We start from the raw sequence: 21,152 nt of genomic DNA on the forward strand, positions 1-21,152 counted from the left end.
CGTGCGCCGGTGGCATCGGTGGCATCGGGTGCGTCGGCATCATCGCCACGCCGCACTCAGCATGACACCACCCGAGACGATCAGCATCGTGTCGAGCAAGCGCTGAAAGACGCTCGGGCGCATGCCGAGCACGAAGCGCTTGCCGAGCATCGTGCCCAACATGAGCGTCATGCCGACGATCAGGCCATTGGCCCACGCCTGTGGCGGCAGTGCGCCTAGTCCCGAAAACATCGCGACCTTGGCGACGTAGATGAAAACCGAACTCGCGGACTCCGCGCCGAGGAACGCCCCGCCCGACAGGCCATACGCCGCGAAAGCGGGTACGCTCAGCGGCCCGGTCGAGAGCACGATGCCGGTCAGAAAACCGATGAGAGCGCCCACGAGTGCCAACTGCCACAACGACAGGCGCCACTCGCGGCGACGCAGGTAGTGGCGTGTCGGCACCATCGCGATAAAGAACACGCCCAGCGCGACATCCACCACGGTCGACGGCAAGCTCCACAAGGTTTTCGCCCCGAGCGCCGCAGCGGGCGCACCGGGCGCCGAGTAGGCGAGCACCGCACGCCAGTCGATCTCGCGCCACCACGCGAATACCTTGGACAGGTTGCCGACCACCGCTGCGACGGCCATGATCGGCACGGCTTGCTTGGGGCCATACGTATAGACGAGCACTGGCAGCAACATCATCGATGAACCGGTGCCGACCACCCCGCTCACCGCGCCCGCCGCCGTCCCCACGATGGCGATCATCACCATGCCCCATGCGTGTCCCGCCAGAAACCCTGCCAGCATCCCGCCCTCGTCGAATGTCGTTCCGCTCACATCGCACGTGCGCATGTGAACCTTGTCGTGACGATAAAACATGACGTTCGCTCACACTATCGACAAAATCGCCGCCCTTCTGTGATAAAAACTCACAGTAAGTCCGGATGGGGTCCGGAACCTCTCTTGATATGGGTCGGGAATGTCGCGTCAATTACCACCGTTACACGCCCTGCGGGTTTTCGAAACTGCCGCACGTGCCGAGAGCCTGAGCGCTGCGGCGCAGGAATTGTCGATTACCCACGGAGCGGTCAGCCGTCAGATTGCGCTGCTGGAGGACTGGCTCGGGCAAACGTTGTTTGTTCGTCAGGGGCAGCGCAATGTCGCGACGGATCACGCACGCGCCTTCGCCGCCGAGATCAGTGCCGCGTTCGATCTGATCGGCGACGCCGCGCTGCGCTTCGGCAAAGCCCCCCAGACGCGCGTGGTGCGTGTCAATGCGCAAACCACGCTCGCCATGCACTGGCTGATGGCGCGCCTTCCCGGTTTTCACGCGGCGCATCCTGACGTGCAAGTCGTCGTCACCACGTCGAGCAGTGCCGACCCGGCATTGCGCGGCGGGTTCGATGTGGCCATCCGGCGGGATCCGCCGCCACGCCCGGCCTGGGAGCCCTACGACAAGCAAACCCTGTTCATGGAGCGGGCGAGCGTCGTAGCCGCCCCGTCGCTGCTGGCCACCCTGCCCGTGAGGCGCTTGAGGGACATCGCGAAACACACGTTCGTGGCAACGCAAACGCGTGTCGGCGACTGGGAAACCTGGTTGGCTGCCGCCGGGGTGAGCGCGTTGCGCCCGGTGCGATTCCATCGCTTCGATCACTATCACGTGAGTCTGCAAGCGGTGCTCGACGGACTGGGGTTGGGCATCGGCTGCACGCCGACGCTCGATCGCGAACTGGCTGCCGGGCGCCTCGTCATGCCGTTGCCCGAAATTCAGGTGGACGGCGCGACCTACGTCACGCTCGTGCCGCGCGACGTTGACAAATCGAAACCGTTACGGGATTTCTTGATGTGGGTGCACGAGGCTGCGCAGGCGCCCGCGTCGCAGGTTACGCGCCCGGACGCACGCTCCACTTCCCGGGGGACACGCCGAAAGCGCGACGGAAGTGCCGCGTGAAGTGCGACAGGTCGTTGAAGCCTTGCGCGAGCGCCACATCCGTGGCTGACATACCGGCCCGCAGCGCCGGGAGCGCACGCGACAAACGCAATTGATTTCGCCACGCGTGCGGCGCCATGCCCGTCTCACGGGAGAACAACCGCGCCGCGTGAAATGGCGAGAGATCGACGGCCTCGGCCAGCGTCGTGAGCGACATCGATTCCGTGAGATCGGCCGATAACCGCGCCTTCATCGTTTCGATCCGTACCGCGTCGCGATGGATCGCCGCGGGCGGCATGCGCGCCTGCGCGTGGCGCACGAGCATCATCGACACCGCCTCGATCAATACGCTCTCCGCGAGCAAGGGGTCCGCGCCGATCTGAAGCAATCGATGCGCCTCGAGCAGGCACTGCATGGCCTGGGTGTCGTAGATGACATCTTCGCCGAACCACGGCATGGCGTCGTCGGCGGACGTAGCGTCAATGGCGGCCGTGGTGGCCGTAGCGTCGGACATGCCCGCCAGCGGATTCGTCAACTGCCGCTGCACCCCCTGAACGAATCCGACCGGCAGATAGAACACGCGGTAACGCCAGCCGAAATCGGTCTCCCGCGCCCCGGTATGCACTTCCCCGGGATGGATGATGGCAATCGATCCCGCATACGCCACATGCTCCCTGCCGCGATAAGCGTAACGCTCCGCCCCGGCCACGATGCACGCGAACGTATACGCATCGTGCCAATGCGGCGCGAAGGTATGGTCGTTGTATTCGGCCGTGAGCATGTCGCCGCCCGGCACCAGCGACGAGCGCCAGTACAAGGGGGCGTTGCGAAACGGCTGAAATGGCAGAAGGGGTTGGAACACGGCGTCCATGGCCGCTACTTTACACCGGGCGACGCACCGACGCCCGGCGGTGGACGTCGCGCACTTCAGCCCCGGAGCGCAGGCCGGCCGATCAGCGTGTCGCCACGACGAAGAGCCTGGGGAATGGCAGCAGCACCGTGCCGTCTGCCAACGCCGGATAAGCCTTCGCCACTTCCTCGGTGTATCGCTCAAGGAAGGCGTCGCGCGAGGCGTCGTCAAGCCGGGCAAGGAAGGGGCGCAGCGCGCTGCCTTTGAACCATTCGACGACTGCCGGGGCGCCGCCTGCGAGCGGATGGTAATAGGTGGTGCGCCAGACGTCGACACGTGAGCACAGCGCACGCAGCATCGGGTAATAGAACGCGGCGCCGTGACGCGCCGTGCGCTCGGCCCCTTTGAGTTTGTCTGCCCAGCGCGGGTCGGCAGCGACCTCGCGCATCAGACGATGGGCGGGTTCATCGAGGTTGTCGGGCGTCTGAACCGCAAGCGAGCCGCCGGGCGCCAGACATTCGACCAGACGCGGATACAGCGTTTCGTGATCGGGTAGCCATTGCAGGACCGCGTTCGCCAGAATCACATCGAACGGACCGTCTTTCCACGTGCCGATATCGGCAATGTCCGCCACGTCGAAGTGAAACTGCGGCAAACGCTTGCGTGCTGCGTCGACCATGTCCTGCGAACTGTCCAGGCCAAGCACTTCGGCCTTCGCATAGCGGGCGGCAAGCACTTCAGTCGAGTTGCCGGGGCCGCAGCCGATATCGACGACACGCGCGGCCGCACGACCGGGAAGCTCGGGAATGGCGGCGACGAGATCGCGCACGGGGCGCGTGCGCTCGTCTTCGAACTTGACGTACTGCGACGCCTGCCACGCCAGATTCGTCGGATTCGTCGGCGTGGTCGAGGCAATGGCTTGCTGGTCTTGCGACATGAATCGACTCCATAGGGGGCTGGGAACGCGCAGCCGTCACGATATCAGGTCGCGGCCTGCAGCGCCTCCACGAAGACTCGCAGATGCGACGGCTCTGCGTCGGTGATCGCCCAGAACGTCATCCCGTTGCGTCGCCAGCGCGCAATCGCGTAGCCGTCCGACCCTGTGATCGTCGGGGCAGCGGACGCTTTGTCACGCGCGGGGAACACGTAAAGATCGATCGGATGCTGGTCCGTGTGATAAACGAGCACGGATACCGTGCGTCCACCGACATAGTCGAGACGCCCACCCGCCAACGCAAAGCCCTTGTCCGCGAGGTCGACGACCGGCGGCGCGTAATCGAGACGCCCGTTGAACCACGGTTTGACCGTATGCCGGTCGGTCGACACGACGTCGAGCGGATGCTGCGACAACAGCGCGCGAACATGACTGGACACGATTTCCTGCGGTTGCAGGCCGCTCGGCGCCTGAGGCTCGGTGGCCGGCGCAGGCGCCGGAGGGCGCCCGACGAGCAACGCCATCGCTACCGCGAGGCCCCCGAGTATCGCGCCGCCCGCCCCGCCGAACAGCCATGGCGCGAGGCTTGGCCCCCGTGCGGCGTCGGTGGATACTGCGGGCCGTGCGTTCTGCGTGGGGTGAACAGGCTGTCCAGGCTGTGCAGACTCTGTGGCCTTGGGCGGCGGCGTCTCGCGCTGCGGCCCGGTGTCCGACGATGACGTCGACGCCGCGGGATCCATCATTCGCTCTGCGCTCGCGAGTTCATCCCGAAGGCGCTCTCGCAGCGCGTGCGGCGGTTTGTGATGTAGCGAACCGTCGCGCAACATCTTGCCCAAGGTCGTATCGCCGCTTGGTGTCGATGGCGTCGATGGCGTGGACGGCGTGTCTTTGGCGTCGTCAGGCTTGTTCATCGTGTCCTCCCGCAGAGGTGCCGTCCATCGGCAGACGTGTGAGACGAGTGACCTGGGCGGAGGTCAATGGCGACGCAGCCACTGATTTGTCACGCGCGGCCAGCACGGCTGTTGCCAGCATTTGTCGGGCACGCGCCAGACGCGACATGACGGTGCCCGCCGGCACGCCGACGATCGTTTCGATCTCCCGGTAGCTCATATCCTCCATCTCTCGCAGGACCAGCACCTCGCGGAACACCACGGGCAAGGTGGCAAGGGCGTCGCGCACCAATGCACATTCGTCGCGCCGCAGGGCGAGCGTCTGCGGATCGCCCGGTGCGGCATCGTCCCAGCCCGGCAACCGCACTTCGTCTTGCGCGCGCTGTGCGGCTTCGTCGAATGGGGTTCCGTCTGCAGCGTCGGAGCGCCGCCGCCATTCCGTGAGCCATGTGTTGCGCACGATCGCGAGCAGCCACGCGCGCGCGTTCTCGCCCCGAAAGCCGTCGAAAAAGCGCAACGCCCGCAAATAGGCTTCCTGCACGATGTCATCGGCGTCGCTCGCGCTGCCCGATAACCAGCGCGCGAGGTTGTACGCCGCGTCGAGGTGCGGCAAGGCCAATGCTTCGAAGCGTCCTGACGCCGGAGCGTCCGACTTGTCTGGGTCGGTCACCGGGCTCTCCCGTGGGCGGGCGGCTGCGCCCGCATGAGTGGAACTGTCGATGCGGGGCCGTCGATGACTGACAGCTACGCAACGCCAGTAGGCTCATTGAATCACATCTACCGCCACGAATTCCCGTCGGGGGTCCGTTATTTCACGACAATCACCCCCGTCATGTGGGGATGTACGGCACAGAAGTACGGATACGTTCCCGGCTTGTCGAACGTGAACGCAAAGGCTGCGTCGGTGTCCAGCGCCCCCGAAGCAAACGCTCGAGGCGTGGAGGCACTGGTCACGGTGTGCGGCTCGTCGTCACGATTGATCCAAGTGACCCGGGCGCCCGCCTTGACGGTGAGTGTCGCGGGCGCAAACGTGAAGTTCTCGATATGGACGGCGCCGGTGTTGGGTGTGGCCTCGCCCGCGCTCGCGGGCAAGGGCAAGGGCAAGGCGAGCGTCAGCAGGCTCGAAACGGTGATGACAAGACGACCGGGCCACACGCGAGGTTGCACGGCACGAGTCCGCAAATGAGGGGATTGCATGATCTGTCTCCCGAATCACGACGCCAGTGTGGCATCGCCGAGCGATGGCGCGCCGTCGAGCGAGGTGAAATCGACGCGGCGAATGCCCAGGGTTCGCCCCAACTGCGAGGCCTCGACCTTTAGGGGGCCGGGTCCCGGCCCATCGCCTGGCGCCGGTTGCGGAAAGGCCGTCGACATGGCCGTTTGCAGTCGCACATTGCCCTCGACCTTTTGCAGTGTCTGATGGATATGACCGTTGAGCACCGTGACCGAACCGAACGGACGCAACAGCGCGAGCGCCCGGTCGCCGTCGTCCGTGCCCCAGCCCCAAGCGGGATAGACGGACCAGAGCGGCATGTGGGCGAACACCACGAGCGGCGTGCTGTGGGTGCGGCCCTTGAGGTCGGCCGCGAGCCATGCGAGTTGCGTGTCCCCAAGATAGCCCATGCCGCCGGGCTTCAGGTTCAGCACGTTCACGAGCGCGATGAAATGCACGCCCTGCTGATCGAAGCTGTACCAGCCGGTGCTACGGTCGTCGGGAGCGATGCGGGAGATGCGGGAAACGCTGGAAACGCTGGAAACGCTGGAAAAGCGGGCAAAGAAGGCGCGACCGTCGTCGCCAATGACATCGTGCTCGCCCGGCACGTAGTACGTCTCCAGACCCGCGCCGTTCACGATCTGCTGCGCGATGTCGAACTCTTCGGGACGCGAGAGATGACTGACGTCACCCGTGTGCAGCATGAACGCGGGGCGCTGCGCGGCGCCGCGAATGCGCTCGATCGCGGATTGCAGCGTGGCCGCCGGGTCGGGGTTCGGCGCCTTGTTGAACCCGATGTGACTGTCGCTGATCTGCACGAAGGACAGCGTGTTGCCGGAGACCGCGCCGGAGGCGGTCTGAGCGGCGGATGCCGCGACGCCGCCTAGCGACATGCCGCGCGGCACCCCGCCCTCGAGTGTCCACAGGATGCCGCCCCCCGCCCATGCCAGACAGGTCATCGCCCGGCGGCGCGACATCGAAGGCGACACGCCCTCGCTCCGCGCTGCGCCGTCGTCTCGCTGTGCTCGACGCTTCATGGTCCACCTCCGCACACGGACGCGTCCCGCTCATCCCGATGACGAGGTTTGGCGCACCGTTATCCGTCATACCGGTGGAGATACCGTTTTATTCCCGACAGGCTCAAAGCGGCGAGTAGGTCCAGCGCGCCGAACTCGGACTTGCGCTCGCGTGCGCGGGGCTGTCTGCGTGCGCCGGTCCGCCCACATGCCATGACGGCACCGCATTGAGTACGCTCTGGCAGCCGTTGCCGCTGAATGTCACCGCGTCGGACCGGGGATTCACGCTTCCCTTGCCGAGCAACGGCGTCGGGTCCACCGGTGTGCCCTTACGACGCAATTCGAAATGCAGGTGCGGACCGGTCGCCATCCCCGACTGGCCGACGGCCCCAATGTTCTGCCCCGTGATGACGGCGTTGCCCACGCGCAAGTCGCGCGCCAGCGATGACAGATGCGCGTAGACGGTTTCGCTGTCGTAACGGTGCGCGATCACGACGTATCGCCCGAAACCGCGTCGCTCGTTGCCAATATGCTTCACCTTGCCTTCCGCGGCGGCGACGACCGGCGTGCCGGCGGGGGCCGCAAAATCCACGCCATTGTGGCTATGCGACACGCGACGGATCGGATGACGACGCTGGCCAAAGTTCGATGTCATTCGCGCGCCGGACACGGGCATGACGAAGGTCTTGCCGTCATGCGACGACTGCGCGCTCAACAATGGCGCAAACAGGCGCGAGCGCCCCATCGCACTCGACACCGGTGTCAGCGCAACCGTTGAAATCGTGCCGCAGATGGACTGGCGCAGCGCGACCGGCGCCGTCGTTACGGAAGGCAGCGTGTGGGCGAACGCAGACGCGGCCGTCAGGCGCGGATGTGCGTGCAGCGGATCACCAGCGGCAGCCAGCGCGGGAGTGGGAGCGGATAGCGCCAGCAGGACCCACACGGCATGAGCACGCGCGCTCTGGCCTCGCAGGCCTAGCGCGCCGCCATCCGACGCGGCGCAAGGGCGCGCCACGAGAGGAGAAGAGGAAAACATGGCTCGACAGACGGGATCGGAAACGACGCAGTCTACGGGCCATGTGAGCGCTATTTTATGGGAAAACCCCTAAACAGCACGCAAACAGCGGCTAAAACACCCCATTTTGGGACTTCACCCATTACGAGGGAACCCCGCCGTCGCGATGCACTCGCTCACGCGTTCACACGTGCGGACATCGGCATCGGGAAAGACGCCCGGCGTGGCACCCATGCACCGTCGTCGTACCTCATTGCGACGCACTCGCTGGCGCGGCCGTCACCCGATGCGGCAGCAAGCGCCGCGCCGCCGGGCCACTCACATGTCGATGCAGCGCGCCGCCAAGCAACGTGCAGACGATCAGCGCCGGCACGTAGACGAGGAACGTCCAGCGCATGTCGCCGTTGGCGAGCGCCAGATACGTCGGGGTGAGTGCGAGCACGACGAACATGTGACTGAGATAGATCTCGTAACTCCATCGTCCCATTTGCGTGAGCCAGCGAAGACCGCGCGGCATGACACGCGTCGCGCCGTGGGCCGCGGCAAGCCAGAGCGCCGCGCTCACGCAGAGCAACGACATGACGTGATCGTGCATGAGCGGCCACAACACATCACCATAAAAAACGACGGCGAGCAGACCCGTGGCGCCCAGCGCAGCGATCCCTCCGGCGAGCTCTCGCGGCAGCGTCACGCGTTGCATGGCGAGCGCCGTCAGCACACCCCAGGCGATGGCGGCCATGCCCGGCAGATAGGCCTTCTCCTGCCAGATTTCATTGCCCTGCAATGCCGCGCGCGTCCACGGCAGCGAGAGCGTTAGCGCCATGAGCGCCACCACACGCCACGGCCCGCGCAGCAGTAGGCAGAACACGGGGAACACGAGATAAAAGCACGCTTCGATGGACAACGACCAGAGTACGTCCCATCCCCCTGGCAACCAGTTCGTACGACCTTCGTACCAGTTCAGGGTCATGCTGAGCGCCGACGCCACCGCGCCAGCCAGCGACTGCCCCGGCTTGTCGATGACGAAGGTCGGCACGCCGAGCAGATGCATGACGCACAGCACGGTGAGCAAAAGCAGCAGCAACGGAAAAATGCGAACGGCGCGCAGTGCATAGAAATGGCGCCAGCGCATGGCGTCGAGCGAGCCGTACCGCTCCAGGGACCGACGCGTGATCACGAAGCCCGAGATGACGAAAAACACGAACACGGCTTCGTAACCGTTAAAGCTGATGCCTTTGATGACACGGGCCGGCAATACCTCGCCCAGCAGACTGGGGCCGAGCGGGAGTCGGAATTTCAGCGCGAGGTGATGAACGACCACGAACAGGATGGACAGGCCGCGCAGGAGGTCGATGCCGTCGTTGCGCGAACGCAGCCGCGCCGCGTGCGGCGCCGGCGTCGGGGGAAAAGCCATGGAAACTCCGGGAACGGTGTGCGGGGGGTCACACCGCAGATATCGTACTACGGTCACCGATCGGCGACACCCCATCGAATTCGATGGGGAGCCCGTGCGCACAGTGCGCCACCCTATGCTTGCCGAACGAACGGGCAGCTTCGTTGTCGGACGGCCCAGGGTTCGCGACGCCCCATGGCAATTTGGTGACGTCATGACGGCGCGCGTAAGATAGCGCTTTCGCCCGGAGCCTTCTGTTCCCGGGCCGTCTTCTGGTAGTCATGTCTAATTTCTGGATCACCATTACCGATTTCGGCAGTGCCGCCGTCACCGTGCCGCTGGCCATCGCCCTCACCCTCTGGTTGCTCTGCGCCCGTGCCTGGCACACGGCGCTGGTCTGGGTCGCGCTGTTCGGCGCCGGCTCGTTCGTCGTGGCCGTCTCCAAAGTCATGTTCCTCGGCTGGGGACTTGGCGTGCGCGAGATCGATTTCACGGGGGTGAGCGGCCATACGATGTTTGCAGCCACCGTCTACCCGGTCATGGCGTGGTTGCTGCTGCGCAAGCTTGCGTGGCCGTGGCGCGCGCTCGGCGTGCTGGCCGCGGCGGCAGGGAGTGTCGCGGTCGGTGTCTCGCGCATCGCGTTGTCGGCACACTCGGTCTCGGAATCGGTCGCGGGGTGCGTGGTCGGTTTCTCCGTCTGGGCCGCGTTTGCGTGGTTCACGCGGGGCGACGACACCCCCAACGTCAAGACGCTGCCGATGGCCGCCAGCCTGTTCGCCCTCATGATCTGGCTGCACGGCGAGAGCGTACCCACGCAACGCTGGATCACCGACATCGCGCTCATGATGTCGGGCCGGGAACAGCCATTCAAACGCTACAGTTGGCTGGCGCGCAAGCCCTCCCCCCTGCCCTCGGCACCCGCCATTCCGTCGCCGGTCGGCGCGCCTTCGTCCGTGCGTTGAAGCCGCAGCGACGCGCGAGGATGACGCGTCGGGCCGTGCGCGCAACTTGTCGGAGATCAGAGTCGTCATACGTGGCGTGCGTTATATTCACCGAAACGCCGACACACGTCGCGCGACTGAACGGAGTTCGCCATGCCTGCTCGCAGTGACAAGACGTCCCGTGCTACGAAATCGTCATCCGTGAAGGGCGGCGCGGCGACGTCGCCGTCGTTGTCATCCTCCTCGGCGGCGACTTCCACCGCGTCGCGCGCACGCGGCGCACCGAAATCGACCCGCTCGCCGACACGTCGCGCGACGCCGAAGGGCGCTCCCGCCGTCGACGCTGCGTCGGGCATGACCGCGCCGGACACCTCGCCGTCGCCAGACACCGTCGCCCCCACACCGCCGACATCGCTCACATCGTTCGCCGATCATCTCGATCGCGCCGCCATGGCAGCGACCGCGCGCTTCACCGGCAATGTGTCCCCGGCAGCCGTCGCACTCGCGTGGGCCGACTGGGCGATGCACGCCGCAACGGCGCCGGGCCACCAGTTGAATGTATTCAAGGCGTTCGCGGCCATCGACAGGCCAGCCGCAGCCAAAGCGGGCGAACCGCATGCGGTCGACCGACGCTTTCGCGATCCGTCGTGGGATCAGTTGCCGTTCGCGTGGCTGCGCGAACGATTCCTGCGCGCGCAGGATGTCGTCGACGAAATGACCGGCGACATTCCTGGCGTCGAACCGCATCACCGCGATGTCGTGCGTTTCATGGCCCGGCAATGGCTAGATGTGTTCTCGCCAAGCAACCAATGGTGGGCGAACCCCGAAGTGCTTGCGGCGATTCGCGAAACGCAGGGGCGCAATCTCGTCAAGGGCGCACAGCGCTGGTGGTCGGACGCACGGGATATGGCAGGCGGCAGCGCGCCGGGGGCCGGCCCCGAAGCCTGCAAGGCATTTCGCGTGGGGCATGACATTGCCGCTACGCCGGGCAAGGTCGTCTACCGCAATGCCTACTTCGAGTTGCTTCAATACGCGCCGGGGCAAGCGCAGACATGGCGCGAACCCGTGCTCATCGTGCCGTCGTGGCTGTTGAAGTACTACATTCTCGATCTCGAAGCGCAGCACTCGCTGGTGGGCTATCTGGTCGCGCAAGGCCATAACGTCTTCATGATGTCGTGGCACAACCCTGGCCCGCACGCGCGCGACCGGGGTCTCGAAGACTATCTGGAGTCCGGCCTGCTCACCGCGTTACGTGAGGTCCGGCGGTTGACCGGCAACGTGCCGGTGCACGCCTGCGGTTACTGCCTGGGCGGTACGTTGCTCGCCATCGGGGCCGCGACGCTGGCCCGTCGGGACAGCGAGCGCCCTGCGCGCAGTCGCGACAGGGAGGATGCCAACGCGCTCGCCAGCGTTACGCTGCTTGCTGCGCAGACGGATTTCAGCGAACCCGGAGAACTCGGCCTTTTCATCGATGCCAGTCAGGTCGCCTATCTCGAGGCGATGATGTGGCGGCAGGGGTTTATCAGTGGCGAGCAACTCGCGGGCACCTTCCAGTTGCTCAATTCGCGCGATCTGATCTGGTCGCGGCTCATGCGCGACTATCTGCTTGGCACGCCCGCCCAGACCACCGACTTTACCGTCTGGAATGCCGATACGACACGTATTCCCGCGCGCTTGCACAGCGAGTGCCTGCGAGCGCTGTATCTGAACAACGCCCTGGCGACGGGTTCACTGAACATTGGCGGTCAACCGGTCGCGTTGTCGGACATTCGCGTGCCGATGTTCGTCGTCGCGACCGAGCGCGATCACATCTCGCCCTGGCGTTCCGTCTACAAGATGCACCTGCTCTATCACGCAGACCTGACGTTCGCCCTCGTATCGGGCGGCCACAATGTGGGCGTGGTCTGCGAGCCCGGGCACGCGCGTAGCCATCATCGGGTGGCCACACGCGCGGCGGGCGCGGCGTACCGCGACCCGCAGACCTGGTACGACGCGACCCCCGCCATGCAAAGCTCCTGGTGGCCCGCATGGCAGGCGTGGCTGCTGGCGCAAGGCAGCGGCAAGTCCGTCGCCGCCGCCTGGCCGCCGGCCAAGCCGCTGGACGACGCGCCCGGAACTTACGTGCTCGAGCGCTGAGCATGCCCGCCGCCGCGCTTCGGCGGCACGCGGCCATTGAGCGGCGATTGCTGCGAGACGGCCGCCTCGGTGGCCTGTGCCGCTTCGCTCGACATGCGACGCCACGCATCCATCGTGCCCTGCGTCGCATCGTTGAACGCCTGGAACCATTTCTGCAGCGGCGCCTCGGCCGCCTGCGTGGCGGCGCCCGCCGCCGTCCCGGCGCCGATCAGATCCGGCAAGGTCATTGCACCGGCCATGCCGTGCTGCAACTCTTCAGTCGTCTTGCGGCAGTGCTCGGCCCAGAGCAATTGATTGTTGGCGCACACGGCCAGCCACTCGCGCCAGAACTCGTTTTGCTGCGCGAGCTGACCATTAAGCAGTTGCAGATGGGCGGTGAGCAGTCCATTGAAATCCTTGGCGCCGCCGAGCGACTGTGCCGCTTGCGAATGGGCCTTGAGCAGTGCTTCGTCGCGTTCGACTTGCAACTGATGCGTGCGTTGCGCGGCCTCCAGCAGAATCCCGTAAGCGCCGAGCGCACTGGCAGTGCCGAGTTTGACCAACGCCAGTGCCGGATTCGTTTCCTTTGACATATTGACTCTCCTAAATAAGTAGTTAGCTGCGTCGCTACGCGTTACTCCATGTGCATGCCGCCATTGATGGCGAGGTTGCTGCCCGTGATGAACCCTGCGTCGTCGGAGACGAGGAAGGCGACGAGTGCCGCCACTTCGTCGGGCCGCCCCAGACGACCGACCGGAATCTGCGGAAGAATGCGCGATTCGAGTACCTCCTGCGGCACGGCGGTCACCATCTTGGTCGCCAGATAGCCCGGCGAGATGGTGTTGACGGTCACGCCCGACTTGGCAACTTCGAGCGCGAGCGCTTTGGTGAACCCATGCATGCCCGCCTTCGCTGCGGCGTAGTTCGCTTGTCCGAAGGCGCCGCGGCTGCCGTTGACCGATGAGATGTTGACGATGCGTCCCCAGCCACGGGCGACCATGCCGCCAAAAATCGGCCGGGTCATATTGAAAACGCTGTCCAGATTCGTGCGCAATACCGACTGCCAGTCCTCGGCCGTCATCTTGCGCAGGGTGGCGTCGCGCGTGATCCCCGCATTGTTGATGAGAATATCCACCGCACCGAAGTCCGATTCGATGGCTTTCGCACAAGCCGCGCACGACGCGAAGTCGGCAACGTCGACACGATAGGCGGCGAATTCCCGGCCCGTGGCGCGCATGCGCTCGACCCAGCCTTCGCAATCGTGATTGTTGGGGGAACAGGTAACCGCGACGCGGTACCCGGCATCGGCAAGCCGCAGGCTGATCGCCTCGCCCAAACCGCCCATGCCGCCTGTGACCAATGCTGTTCGTGTTGTCATGGCTATCCGTCTCCGGTTAACGTCTGTCGTTAAACTTCGGATACATCCAGCATAGTCGTGAACGACCGACTCGCTGTGGCAATCGACATCCCCGCATGTCACTGGCTCGAGTTCGTTTGACTTCAATCAAGCCCATAGCGCCGACGCTACACTGTCAGCACCCAAAAATGCCGCCGCCGGCATCGCTGTTGCGTGCCGCTCACGTTGTGAAATGCCGGGTGTCTTCGCTACGATGTCGCCAGTCGTTGCAACTGGCCCGTGTGCGACTCGACGCACATGACAACGTTCCTCGGTTGTGACAATTTGTCCCGGTGACAGCCTTCGCGACAGCCCCGCCGACACAAGGACCTCACATGGTGCATTGCATGCAATCTCACGATGTGCCGACGCTGAATTCGCGTTCACGCCCGACGGCGCTTGATAGGCATCGTACTCCAAATTAATTTGTTGGTAAGTCGTTCCCGACACGTCAACAACAATCCAATGACCCACCCCTATCGATAGTCATAGGGGGGCGCATGTAACGTGCCCACGCCCGTTGCAGGGCGTGGGCAATCCATATATCATCGCCCGTAGATTTAATTCGGGTCACCGGGTCGCGGCGGACGGACGCATCACCGCATTACCGCCTTGCCGCTATGACGCTCACGCCTGCGGCCCCCGGCGACCTTGCCGTCAGCGTCGACAAATTCGTCGTAATCGTTTGTTTTTTCTACTGAATTCCTCACTTTGTGGGTCACGAGCGCATGATGTCCTTATTGCCCGATACCGCTCCTCGACGCCGGCTCGCGCTGGCGCTCGCCACCACCGCCATCGCTGCGGCCGCGCTTGCCGCCTGCTCTCGCAAGGCGCCGCCAGAGCCGCCCCCGCGTCCGGTGGTCGCCGTCGCCGCGAAGCTCGCGGAGCAAACGCCCATTGCCTCGCTTCCCGGGCAGATCGAGGCGCGTTACACCACACCGCTGTCGTTCCGCGTCGCCGGCAAGATCGTCGATCGGTCGGTGCGTCTGGGCGACACCGTGAAGGCGGGCCAGGTCGTGGCACGACTCGACCCTGCCGATCTGTCGAAGAACGCCGCCAGCGCGCGTGCACAGCTCGACGCCGCGCAGCATCAACTCGAATACGCAACGCAAACGGTCACTCGCGATCGGGCGCAGGCGCGTGAAAACCTGATCGCGCCGGCGCAACTCGAACAATCCGAAAATGCCTACGCGAGCGCGTTGGCGCAGCGCAATCAGGCCAGCCAGCAGGCAGCGCTTGCCGGCGATCAATTGAGCTACGGCAATCTCAAAGCGGACCGCGACGGGGTGATCACCGCCGAGCAGGCCGATACCGGACAAAACGTCGGTGCGGGTCAACCGGTGTACCAGTTGGCGTGGACGGGTGATGTCGACGTGATTGCCGACGTGCCCGAGGTCGCCCTCGGCGCGTTCCGTATCGGACAGACGGCGACCGTCTCGTTGCCCGCATTGCCGGGCAAAACGTGGCAGGCACGCGTGCGCGAGATCGCTCCGGCGGCCGACCCCCTGAGCCGCACCTATCGCGCCAAGCTCTCGCTGCTCTCGCCTGGCCCGGAAGTGAAGCTTGGCATGACGGCCAACGTGGCCTTCGCACAGCCGTTGCCCGTCGTGGCCGCTCCGCCAGCCGCGTCCGCGCCGACGGCAGCGTCGGGCACGCCTGCCGCATCAGGTGCGCCGACGACGAACGCCAGCGCGCAGCCGCAGCAAGCTCAGCAACCGATCACGCTGCCCTCCACCGCACTCTTCCATGATGGCAACCAGCCCGCCGTGTGGGTCGTCAAAGCCGACGACACGCTCGTGCTCCGACGCGTGGCCATCGTTCGCTACGGCGAGCGCACCGTCACGGTCGCCGGTGGTATCCAGCCAGGCGAGCGCATCGTCTGGCAAGGCGTTCACACAGTGACCGCCGGCGAGAAGGTTCGCGTCATTGCCCCCCTGCATCCTGAGGATTTCGCGTCATGAGCATGGAAGACGGCAAGCCTCCCCTGCCCCAGGCATCCCAGGACCCAAGCGCCGCCGAACCGAAGGACTACCGCCATGAAGAGGGGCGTTTCAACCTCTCGGCATGGGCGTTGCGACATCGCGCGCTGGTGGTTTTCCTGATCGCAATGGCCACGATTTTCGGCATTCTGGCTTACTCGCGCCTTGCCCAGTCGGAAGATCCGCCCTTCACGTTCCGCGTGATGGTGATCCGCACATTCTGGCCCGGCGCGACTGCCCGGCAGGTGCAGGAACAGGTCACCGACCGTATCGCCCGCAAGCTCCAGGAGATGCCCAACATCGACTTCCAGCGCAGCTATTCGCGCCCGGGCGAGTCGCTGCTGTTCTTCTCGATGAAGGATTCGGCCCCCGCCAGCGAAGTGCCCGAAGAGTGGTATCAGGTGCGCAAGAAAGTCGGCGACATCGCTTACACGCTGCCCCCCGGCGTGCAGGGCCCCTTCTTCAATGACGAGTTCGGCGACGTCTATACGCACATCTTCACCTTGGAAGGCGATGGCTTCGGCCCGGCGCAGCTGCGCAACTACGCGGACGCCCTGCGTACCGTGCTGCTGCGCGTGCCCGGCGTTGCGAAGGTTGACTACTTCGGCGATCAGGACCAGCGCATCTACGTCGAGATCAGCAACACGCAACTCACCCGACTGGGTATCTCGCCCAATCAGATCGCCATGGCCGTCAGCGGCCAGAACGCGGTGTCGCCCGCGGGCACCATCGAAGCGCCCAACGACCGTGTCGTCGTGCGTCCGAGCGGTCAATACCGCAATGTCAACGAGCTTGCCGACACGCTCATTCGCGTGAATAACCGCACCTTCCGACTGGGCGACATTGCCACGATCAAGCGCGGTTACATCGATCCGCCGGTCTCGGAAATGCGCTTCGGCGGCAAGCCGGTGCTGGGCATCGGCATCACCATGAAAAAGGGGCAGGACGTCGTCCATCTGGGCAAGGCGCTGGAGAGCACCATGGGCAACCTGCGCGCGCAGTTGCCCGCCGGGTTGAAGCTCACCGAAGTGGCGAGCATGTCGCAATCGGTGTCGCATTCGGTCGACGACTTCCTCGAAGCCGTGGCCGAAGCCGTGGCGATCGTGCTGATCGTGAGCCTCGTCTCGCTCGGATTCCGCACCGGCATGGTCGTGGTGATTTCCATTCCGGTCGTGCTCGCCGTCACGTCGCTGTTCATGTACATCTTCGACATCGGTCTGCACAAGGTGTCGCTCGGCACGCTGATTCTCGCGCTGGGCCTGCTCGTGGACGATGCGATCATCGCGGTCGAAATGATGGCCGTGAAGCTCGCGCAAGGCTGGAATCGCAAGCGCGCTGCCGCCTTCGCCTATACGAGCACGGCATTTCCCATGCTCACGGGCACGCTGGTGACAGTGTCGGGCTTCCTGCCGATCGCGCTGGCGAAATCGAGCACCGGCGAGTACACGCGTTCGATCTTCGAAGTCTCGGCCATCGCGCTGCTCGCGTCGTGGCTGGCGGCGGTCGTGCTGATTCCGTTGCTGGGCTACAAGATGCTGCCGGAGCGCGCGCGGGAGGCCCATCACGCCGACGACCACGAACACGAGGTCTACGACACGAAGTTCTACAACCGCCTGCGTGGCTGGCTGACGTGGTGCATCGAGCGCAAGCTCATCGTGCTCGTCATCACCGTGGTGCTGTTCCTGATTGCGATGGCGGGCTTCTCGCTCGTGCCGCAACAGTTCTTCCCGAGCTCCGATCGCCCCGAATTGATGGTGGATCTGCGCCTGCAGGAAGGTGCGTCGTATCAGGCCACGCTGCGTGAGACCGAGCGTCTGGAGAAGCTGCTCGAAGGCCGCAAGGAGATCGATCACACGGTGAGCTTCGTCGGTACGGGCGCGCCCCGTTTCTACCTGCCGCTCGACCAGCAACTGCCCACGCCCAACTTTGCCCAACTCGTGATTACCGCCAAGTCGGTGGAAGAACGCGAGGCGCTCGCAAAGTGGCTGGAGCCGAAACTTCGCGAGACGATGCCGGGCGTTCGCACGCGCTTGTCGCGTCTGGAGAACGGGCCGCCAGTCGGGTTCCCGGTGCAGTTCCGCGTGAGCGGCGACGATATCGGCACGGTGCGCAAGATCTCCGAGCAAGTGGCGGATGTCATGCGCAGCAACGGCGACACCATCGACGTCCAGTTCGACTGGGACGAACCCTCGCAGCGCTCCGTACGCTTCGAAGTCGACCAGCAGAAGGCGCGCGCACTGGGCGTGAGCTCATCGGACATCGCGAACTTCATCGCCATGACGCTCACCGGGTACGACATCAGCCAGTACCGCGAGCGCGACAAGCTGATCGCCATTACGCTTCGCTCGCCCAAGGCCGAACGCGTCGACCCGGCGAAGCTCGCCACGCTCGCCATGCCGACACCGAACGGTCCCGTGCCGCTCGCCACGCTCGGCCGGGTGGTCGACGAACTGGAGTACGGCGTGATTTGGGAACGTGACCGTCAGCCGACGATTACCGTACGCTCGGACGTGCGTGCCGGCAAGCAAGGGATCGACGTGACCGAAGCCGTCTTCAAGCAACTCGGCGACATTCGCAAGGCGCTACCGGTCGGCTATCGCATCGAGATCGGCGGGTCGGTCGAAGAGTCGGGCAAGGGACAGGCGTCGATCAACGCGCAGATGCCGATCATGATCATTGCCGTGCTCACGCTGCTGATGATCCAGTTGCAGAGCTTCGCGCGGACCATGCTCGTGGTGCTGACCGCGCCGCTGGGCATGATCGGCGTGGTCGCCACGCTGCTGCTGTTCGGCAAGCCGTTCGGCTTCGTCGCCATGCTCGGCGTGATCGCCATGTTCGGCATCATCATGCGCAACTCGGTGATCCTGGTCGATCAGATCGAACAGGACGTCGCCGCCGGACACCCGCGCTTCGACGCCATCGTCAGCGCCACGGTGCGACGTTTCCGACCGATCACGCTGACGGCGGCGGCCGCCGTGCTCGCGCTGATCCCGCTGTTGCGCAGCAACTTTTTCGGTCCGATGGCGACGGCGCTCATGGGCGGCATCACCAGCGCGACCATCCTGACCGTATTTTTCCTGCCGGCGCTGTACGCCACGGCGTTCCGCGTGCGTCACGACGAACGTGCCTCGCATGCTCAGAGTCCGTCCGAGGCCAGCCCGCAAGGAGACCGCTCATGACTTCGCGCTTCCCTTTGCGCTCATCCTCGCGCCTGCCCTCGCGCGCCTCGGTGCGTTCCGTGACCGATGATGTCCGGCATCGCTGGAACCTCCCGACAGTTCGGCATGCCGTGCTGCTGCCGATCCTGCCGCTCTGGCTCGGCGCCTGCTCGTTCACCCCGGGCGACACGCCGCCCGCCATGCCTGCGCCGGCGCACTACGGTGTGAACGCCACGCCAACGCAGACGGTCACCGCGCAGGGCGCCTCGCAGCGCTTCGACGTCGGCGCGCCGCCGGTCAAGGCCTGGTGGCAGGCCTATCGCTCGGACAAGCTCAACGCGCTCGTCGACGAGGGCCTGCGCAACAGCCCGAACCTGTCCGCCGCCGATCACTCGCTCCAGGCGGCACGCGAGCAGTTGAAGGCGCAGGTTGGCTCGTCGTTGTTCCCGTCGATCGACATCGGCGGCGAAGTGGCGCGCGAGCGCAATCTCGGCATCCCCAACCTGCGCCCGCCGACTGCGCTGTACAACATGTTCGTCGGTCAGATTCAGGCGCGTTACACCTTCGACTTCTTCGGCGCCTCGCGCTTTGCCAATGCCTCGCTCGCCGCGCAGGTCGACCAGCAGGCGTTCCAGTTGACGTCGGCGCGTCAGGCGCTCGCGGCAAACATCGTGTCCGGCGCGATCGGTGCGTCGGTGCTGGGCGCTCAGGTCAAGGCGACCGAGCGACTCGTCGACCTCGCCCAGGCGGACGCCACCGACATGGCGCGCCGCGAGGCGCTCGGCGCCGTCTCGCGTGCGGACGCGCTGGCGTCTGCCCAGAATGCCGAGTCGCTCGCGGCGTCCCTGCCCGGCTTGCGGGCGCAATGGCAATCCACGCGTCATGCGCTCGCCGTGCTGCTCGGTCGCACGCCGGACCAGGCGCCGGACGATCTGGCGCTGGGCGAACTCAAGGTGCCGGACGCGGTGCCGGTCGTAGTGCCGTCGACGCTGCTGCAATCGCGTCCGGACGTGCAAGCCGCCGAGATGGCGCTCAAGGCGGCGTCCGCAGAAGTCGGCGTGGCAACGGCGCAAATGTTCCCCAGCCTGTCCCTGAGCGCATCGATGGGCAAAGGCGGGTTCAACTGGACGACCGTCATGTCCAACGCCGGTTCGCTATGGAGCGTGGCGGCGTCGATTACGCAACCGATTTTCCACGGCGGCGCGTTGCTCGCGCAGCGTCGTGCGGCGCAGGCGACTTACGAGGCCGCTGTCGACCAGTACAAGCAAACGGTGCTCACCGCGTTCAAGAACGTGGCGGATACGCTGGCGTCGCTCGAAGCCGACAATACGTCGTTGCTGCACGCGGACAACGCCAGCGCAGCGGCCGAGCAGATCTACCGCGATACGGCGGCCCGGGTGCGGCTCGGTGCGCTGCCGATGTCGGCGGCGCGCGCGCGGGAGCAACAGTACTGGAACGCCTATCTGACGACAGTGCGTGCAACCGGCGCCCGTTTGTCGGATACTGCGCTACTGTTTTACGCAATGGGGGTACCGCCCGAGCCGGTTGCCGATGGGGCAACGCCGGACGCCGGGACGGCAGCCAACGCACCGGCCTCGGCCTCTGCCTCTGCCGATTCACGGCCGCCCCCGTCGCAAGACGTAGCCCGACGATGACCGCCACACCCACCGCCCGGGGCCGACGCCCCAAACACCTGCCCGATGGCCGCGCCGCCCTGCTCGAAGCGGCCATCGACGCTTTCTCGCGCCTCGGTTACGACGGCGCCAATCTGCGCGGCATCGCCGCGGCGGCGAAGGTCGATGCGAGCCTCGTGCGCGTGCACTTCGGCTCGAAGGAGCAACTCTGGCGCGCGTGCGTCGACTCGCTCGAAGCCGCGCTCGCGGCGCCCGTCGCCATGCTCAAGGCGACCGCAGACGACACGACACGGCCCGTGCGAGACCGCTTGCGCGACGCCATCGCGCTCATTGCGGCCTACGCGGCGCAGCATCCCGAACACAAGTGTTTCATTTCCCTGCATGCCACGGAAACGGGTGAGCGTGGGGCAGTGCTTTACCGGCACCTGCTCGAACCGGTGTACCAGTGCATGGAGAAACTCATCGTCGAAGGCATGGCTGCGGGCGTGATCCGGGCCGAGCATCCCGCGATGTACTTCTGCGTCCTCGCGCATGCGCTGCATCCGCCGCCTGGCTCGCCCGTGCTGATGCAGGTGATCGCGCCCGAAGTCGGCGGCGAGGCCTTCGGACCCGCCCTGCTCCGGCAGATCGAGATGGTGTTCTTCACCCCGGCGCCAACCGAGCGCTGAGCCGTACCCGAGGCCCCAAAGGGCCGGCACTGTCG

The 21,152-nt window shown here is 65.5% G+C and carries 19 protein-coding genes; 7 read left to right on the forward strand and 12 right to left on the reverse strand.

Annotated features, from left to right (window positions below; genetic code table 11):
* Nucleotides 1–39 precede the first annotated feature (39 nt).
* Nucleotides 40–756 carry a sulfite exporter TauE/SafE family protein gene (locus UC34_RS13195; RefSeq protein WP_052811300.1) on the reverse strand — a complete coding sequence of 239 codons (717 nt, stop codon included), beginning with the start codon at nucleotides 754–756 and terminating at the stop codon, nucleotides 40–42.
* 208 nt (nucleotides 757–964) lie between these two features.
* Between UC34_RS13195 and UC34_RS13200 the strand changes: the two genes are divergently transcribed.
* A complete protein-coding gene (locus tag UC34_RS13200) occupies nucleotides 965–1,936 on the forward strand; it encodes a LysR substrate-binding domain-containing protein (protein WP_063389836.1) in 972 nt (323 codons plus the stop codon).
* On the opposite strand, the gene UC34_RS13205 is transcribed toward UC34_RS13200, so the two are convergent.
* The 8 genes from UC34_RS13205 to UC34_RS13240 all read right to left on the reverse strand — a co-directional run bounded on the left by UC34_RS13205 (nucleotide 1,869) and on the right by UC34_RS13240 (nucleotide 9,247).
* Nucleotides 1,869–2,777, reverse strand: a complete 909-nt coding sequence (locus UC34_RS13205) for a helix-turn-helix transcriptional regulator (protein ID WP_237165106.1) — start codon at nucleotides 2,775–2,777, stop codon at nucleotides 1,869–1,871. The two genes, UC34_RS13200 and UC34_RS13205, sit on opposite strands and share 68 nt — an antisense overlap.
* Nucleotides 2,778–2,868: 91 nt before the next feature.
* Nucleotides 2,869–3,702: a trans-aconitate 2-methyltransferase gene (tam, locus tag UC34_RS13210; RefSeq protein WP_063389837.1), complete on the reverse strand. Its 834-nt coding sequence runs from the start codon at nucleotides 3,700–3,702 to the stop codon at nucleotides 2,869–2,871.
* A gap of 44 nt (nucleotides 3,703–3,746) precedes the next feature.
* Entirely contained in the window at nucleotides 3,747–4,610 is an 864-nt protein-coding gene (locus UC34_RS25675; protein ID WP_044455908.1) for an anti-sigma factor family protein, read from the reverse strand.
* Nucleotides 4,597–5,259 carry an RNA polymerase sigma factor gene (locus UC34_RS13220; RefSeq protein WP_044455909.1) on the reverse strand — a complete coding sequence of 221 codons (663 nt, stop codon included), beginning with the start codon at nucleotides 5,257–5,259 and terminating at the stop codon, nucleotides 4,597–4,599. Before UC34_RS13220 ends, UC34_RS25675 begins: the two co-directional genes overlap by 14 nt.
* A 137-nt stretch (nucleotides 5,260–5,396) precedes the next feature.
* On the reverse strand, nucleotides 5,397–5,786 hold the full coding sequence (locus UC34_RS13225) for a cupredoxin domain-containing protein (RefSeq protein ID WP_084070619.1): 390 nt from the start codon (nucleotides 5,784–5,786) through the stop codon (nucleotides 5,397–5,399).
* A gap of 15 nt (nucleotides 5,787–5,801) precedes the next feature.
* Complete coding sequence (locus tag UC34_RS13230) at nucleotides 5,802–6,839, reverse strand: metallophosphoesterase family protein (protein WP_044455911.1); 1,038 nt, start codon at nucleotides 6,837–6,839, stop codon at nucleotides 5,802–5,804.
* Between the two features lie 103 nt (nucleotides 6,840–6,942).
* On the reverse strand, nucleotides 6,943–7,854 hold the full coding sequence (locus UC34_RS13235) for a M23 family metallopeptidase (protein ID WP_084070621.1): 912 nt from the start codon (nucleotides 7,852–7,854) through the stop codon (nucleotides 6,943–6,945).
* A 229-nt stretch (nucleotides 7,855–8,083) separates the two neighbouring features.
* The gene (locus tag UC34_RS13240) at nucleotides 8,084–9,247 is read right to left on the reverse strand and encodes an acyltransferase family protein (RefSeq protein WP_044455912.1); all 1,164 of its coding nucleotides are present in this window, start codon (nucleotides 9,245–9,247) and stop codon (nucleotides 8,084–8,086) included.
* 260 nt (nucleotides 9,248–9,507) lie between these two features.
* On the opposite strand from UC34_RS13240, the gene UC34_RS13245 reads away from it, so the two are divergent.
* Nucleotides 9,508–10,188, forward strand: a complete 681-nt coding sequence (locus UC34_RS13245) for a phosphatase PAP2 family protein (protein WP_044455913.1) — start codon at nucleotides 9,508–9,510, stop codon at nucleotides 10,186–10,188.
* A 65-nt stretch (nucleotides 10,189–10,253) separates the two neighbouring features.
* Here the strand turns inward: UC34_RS13245 and UC34_RS13250 are convergent, their stop codons facing one another.
* Nucleotides 10,254–10,538: a hypothetical protein gene (locus UC34_RS13250; RefSeq protein ID WP_044455914.1), complete on the reverse strand. Its 285-nt coding sequence runs from the start codon at nucleotides 10,536–10,538 to the stop codon at nucleotides 10,254–10,256.
* Between UC34_RS13250 and UC34_RS13255 the strand changes: the two genes are divergently transcribed.
* Entirely contained in the window at nucleotides 10,522–12,303 is a 1,782-nt protein-coding gene (locus UC34_RS13255; protein ID WP_044455915.1) for a PHA/PHB synthase family protein, read from the forward strand. The genes UC34_RS13250 and UC34_RS13255 overlap by 17 nt on opposite strands.
* Here UC34_RS13255 and UC34_RS13260 read toward each other — a convergent pair.
* Together UC34_RS13260 and phbB are read right to left on the reverse strand one after the other, a co-directional pair.
* Nucleotides 12,285–12,875, reverse strand: coding sequence for a hypothetical protein (locus tag UC34_RS13260; RefSeq protein WP_044455916.1), 591 nt, complete (start codon nucleotides 12,873–12,875; stop codon nucleotides 12,285–12,287). The two genes, UC34_RS13255 and UC34_RS13260, sit on opposite strands and share 19 nt — an antisense overlap.
* 41 nt (nucleotides 12,876–12,916) lie before the next feature.
* Nucleotides 12,917–13,660, reverse strand: coding sequence for an acetoacetyl-CoA reductase (gene phbB / locus UC34_RS13265; protein ID WP_044455917.1), 744 nt, complete (start codon nucleotides 13,658–13,660; stop codon nucleotides 12,917–12,919).
* A 749-nt stretch (nucleotides 13,661–14,409) separates the two neighbouring features.
* Between phbB and UC34_RS13270 the strand changes: the two genes are divergently transcribed.
* The 4 genes from UC34_RS13270 to UC34_RS13285 are packed head-to-tail and all read left to right on the forward strand — an operon-like array spanning nucleotide 14,410 to nucleotide 21,117.
* Nucleotides 14,410–15,639 carry an efflux RND transporter periplasmic adaptor subunit gene (locus UC34_RS13270; RefSeq protein WP_063389884.1) on the forward strand — a complete coding sequence of 410 codons (1,230 nt, stop codon included), beginning with the start codon at nucleotides 14,410–14,412 and terminating at the stop codon, nucleotides 15,637–15,639.
* Nucleotides 15,640–15,641: 2 nt separating this feature from the next.
* On the forward strand, nucleotides 15,642–18,836 hold the full coding sequence (locus UC34_RS13275; RefSeq protein WP_418303942.1) for an efflux RND transporter permease subunit: 3,195 nt from the start codon (nucleotides 15,642–15,644) through the stop codon (nucleotides 18,834–18,836).
* Nucleotides 18,833–20,470 carry an efflux transporter outer membrane subunit gene (locus tag UC34_RS13280; protein ID WP_084070622.1) on the forward strand — a complete coding sequence of 546 codons (1,638 nt, stop codon included), beginning with the start codon at nucleotides 18,833–18,835 and terminating at the stop codon, nucleotides 20,468–20,470. Before UC34_RS13275 ends, UC34_RS13280 begins: the two co-directional genes overlap by 4 nt.
* Nucleotides 20,467–21,117 (forward strand): TetR/AcrR family transcriptional regulator, encoded by a 651-nt coding sequence (locus UC34_RS13285; RefSeq protein ID WP_044455919.1) that lies wholly within the window; start codon nucleotides 20,467–20,469, stop codon nucleotides 21,115–21,117. The genes UC34_RS13280 and UC34_RS13285 overlap by 4 nt, the downstream gene beginning before the upstream one ends.
* Nucleotides 21,118–21,152: the final 35 nt, after the last annotated feature.

The organism is Pandoraea vervacti (assembly GCF_000934605.2).
In the GTDB taxonomy this organism is placed as follows: domain Bacteria; phylum Pseudomonadota; class Gammaproteobacteria; order Burkholderiales; family Burkholderiaceae; genus Pandoraea; species Pandoraea vervacti.